2 pseudogenes are annotated in these 1,122 nt (G+C 61.7%); both read left to right on the top strand.

The window, feature by feature from the left end:
- Nucleotides 1-497 (top strand): annotated as a pseudogene (locus J1C56_RS32705) (Ulp1 family isopeptidase); the annotation flags it as partial.
- Between the two features lie 121 nt (nucleotides 498-618).
- Nucleotides 619-991, top strand: a pseudogene (locus J1C56_RS32700) (IS66 family transposase); the annotation flags it as partial.
- Between the last annotated feature and the right edge of the window lie 131 nt (nucleotides 992-1,122).

Below are 1,122 nucleotides of genomic sequence, written 5' to 3'. Positions count from 1 at the left end.
GATTGGCGAACGAAGAGCGGCCAGACCAGCAGCTGCCGCTGCACCTCAACTACCTCGTCGCCGATCGGCAGGCGCTGCAAAACCGACTGAGAGAGGGGCGCTTGCCGCACGAGCTTGCCGCAAGCCCTGCCGAAGCTTTGGCAGCAGCCGGGTCGCAGGTGCAACACGCCGCCTTGCAAGAGCAGCAAGCCAGACAGGTCGCGCCAGCGCCGTTGGAACGGCACTTGGGCCAGACGCGCGAGGCCGAGGACAAGCTGACGAGTACACTGCACAGGAGCAACCGCGTGAACAGCGAGGGCGTCATCATCAACACTGAACGTTACACAGCGCCGTTGAGACCAGCGAAAAGGCAAAGGACTGACAATTCGCAAAGCCTCGCCATCGGGCGGCAGCCGAGCGAGGCAAACACAACGTCCATCGGCCAAGCCTCCGATCAAGCCCGAGCGGACCTCATGGCTTCCTTCAGAAGCAGAGAGCGCTCCGACGCTGGGCGTTGAGCTCGACGGCTAAGCAGAACAGCTCTTTTGGCGACGGAGAGGCTGATGCGATCTCCGGACCGGTAGCTCTCGCCGAAATTGATCAGACTGGCACTGTTGGAAGGCGATGTAGGCCTGGAACTCGCCGATCGCCAGCGAGGCGCTGAGACGATCGCCCACCTCAATAAGATCGAGGACGATATCCGCGGCCGATCGGCCGATGAAGGCCGTGCGACGCGTCGGGAAAATAGCCGCGCTATTGTCGCCATCTTGAACCTTGGCTGCGTGAAAGCTCGGCCTGATCGGTCAGAAGACCAAGGTTGCCGAGGCAATCCGCTACACGCTCTCACGCTGCGAAGGCCTCTCGCGCTTCGTTGACGACGGTCGCACCGAGATCGACAACAACACCGTCGAGCGCTCAATCCGTCCGCAAGAACGCGCTCTTCGCCGGCTCGAACCGCGGTGCCGAACACTGGGCAGTCATTGCGTCGCTGATCGAAAGCTGCAGGCTCAATGGTGGTAAGCGATGCGCCAAGGCACCTTGCAATAGGCCGATGAACATGGAGTTTTCGCGCCATGACATTGGAACATGCGAGGGGCGATATGGTCGCCGAGTTAAGCGGTGCCGCGGCGGCCGAAGATCTTG

This window comes from Aminobacter anthyllidis (genome assembly GCF_018555685.1).
In the GTDB taxonomy this organism is placed as follows: domain Bacteria; phylum Pseudomonadota; class Alphaproteobacteria; order Rhizobiales; family Rhizobiaceae; genus Aminobacter; species Aminobacter anthyllidis.
Note: the sequence above shows the minus strand (reverse complement) of the source record. Positions and strands in the feature narration are given on the sequence as shown.